Source organism: Nocardia elegans NBRC 108235, from assembly GCF_001612845.1.
In the GTDB taxonomy this organism is placed as follows: Bacteria; Actinomycetota; Actinomycetes; order Mycobacteriales; family Mycobacteriaceae; genus Nocardia; species Nocardia nova.
Genome location: NZ_BDBF01000107.1, coordinates 1 through 1,935 on the forward strand (window position 1 = coordinate 1; position 1,935 = coordinate 1,935).

Annotated in this window: 1 protein-coding gene and 1 pseudogene; both read right to left on the reverse strand. The window is 72.2% G+C overall.

The window, feature by feature from the left end; genetic code table 11:
• Positions 1–710, reverse strand: a pseudogene (locus tag NE2_RS34390) (hypothetical protein); the annotation flags it as partial.
• A gap of 36 nt (positions 711–746) precedes the next feature.
• Positions 747–1,935, reverse strand: a 1,189-nt coding sequence (locus NE2_RS34395; protein ID WP_167356829.1) for a LuxR C-terminal-related transcriptional regulator, incomplete at its 5' end; no start/stop codon positions are given.

Below are 1,935 nucleotides of genomic sequence, written 5' to 3' on the forward strand. Positions count from 1 at the left end.
GGTGGCACTTCCGCCGGGGCGGCCACGGTGGCCGCGACGGTCATGGCGGCGGGTTCGGGCTCGGGCGCGGGTTCGGCGGCGGGCATCGCCGCCGAATACGCCTGAACCGTACCGTCGGCGGCGTGGACCGCGGGCAGCACATCGGTGACCACCAGCGCGTTCTCGGTGCCGGTCGGATCGGGCGGAGTGGTCCCGGCCGGGGTCGCGAGCACGGCTGCCAGGGCCGCGCGGGCAGCGTCGCGCGCATGACCGCGGCTGTCGTCGGAGGCCGGCAGGTCGGCGTCGCTGACCAGAACCACCGAGCGCAGCCCCAGGTAGTCGAGGGCCTCGCGCAAGCCGCGCACATACTCGGCCGGCCAGTCGCCGGGATGGGTGGCGTAGAACTCGGCCGGGCCGCTCAGATGCTCGGCGGCCAGGTTGATCAGGCAGAAGATCGCCGTCGCCACCAGATCCTCGGCGCGGTAGGCCTCCCCGTCGTCGACGGTGATGCCGGCGGGATCACCGACCGCCCGGACGAATCCGGTGATCGAGTGGGTATGTCCGGGCGGCGCCTCACCACCGAGCGCGGTATCGCCCTCGTCGGACATGTGCAGCACCGACTCGCGCGCGATGTACAGGGGTTCGGGCGTCTCGTCGGTTTCGCCACCGCTGGTGACGATCGCCGCGATGCACTCATCCTCGGCGATCCGCAGGCCCACCCCTGTGGCCATCCTCAATACCTCGCTTCGGTGTCTCGAGCGCGCCGATCACACGAGTAACGAACCGTGTCCCATTGCGCGGAGCATCGACAATAACTCCGAGCGCGATCCGGCTCCGATTCGACGCCGGATCCGCGCGACATGATGCTCCACCGTCTTAGCGGAGATGTACAGTCGAGCGCCGATTTCCCGGTAGGTGAGGCCCAGCAGGACCAGCTCGGCCACCTCGCGCTCGCGCTCACTGAGGACCGAGGCCGCCGCCGGTTCGGGGGTCGCGGCACGCGGAGCGGCCGGAGTCCGCTCGGGCGCGGCCGAGGGCCGGGAGCCGGCGCGGACCGTGCGGGCCAGTTTCAGCAGGGCCGTCGCGGTGGCGGGATCACCGGCGCTCAACGCCGCCTCACTGGCCAGCCGGGCCGCATCCCAGACCATGCCGATCGCGGCCAGCCGTCGCACCGCGGCCGTCACCCGATCCTCGGCGACCTCACCGCGCAGCACCAGCACCCAGGTGCGGCCCGCGTCCGCGAGAATCGCGGCATGCGGATCACCCGCCTGCGCGGCCGTTTTCAGCAGTCGAGCGGGCGGCATCAGTTCGTCCGGGCGCTCGTGGGCGATCGCGGCCTGAATCTCGTACCAGTGGAACACATTCGCCCAGGCCGGGGGATTTCCCGCACCGCGCAACACATTTCGCGCCGCCTCGACCAGCCTGGCTATCCGTTCCTGTTCGCCGAGGCGGATGGCGGCCAGCCACAGCTCACCGATCGGCAGCAGCGCGGGCAGATCGGCGTCGACCTCGTCGAAGGTCGGATAGGCGGCCTCCCAGGCGCGCAACAGGATTCCGTGGTCTCCCCCGCGGCGGGCCAGGCCGACCAGGACGCCGTGCGCGAGCAGGCGATCGCGCGGGGGCAGGGCGGTGGTGTCGACGGCCGCGACCGTCCCGGCGGCGGTCTGTTCGTCGCCGCCGAGCATCGCCGTCCACGCCGTCAGCACCCGGATCTGTGGATCGTGCGGATCGGTGCCGCGCAGGGCGTCGGCGGCGCGGCGGGGTTCACCCATACTCAGGCACAGCAGGGTCGCGAGCGCGACCGGCGCGCACGGCAGCATGCGATCCTCCGGCGCGGCCGTGCGGGCCAGCTGGATCAGGGCGGCCGCGGCCGACGTTGCGGCACTGCGAGATTCGCCGGTGATGCTCTGCGCCAGCGCGGTGGCGAAACGGCCGGTGCGGGCATTGGATTCCGTG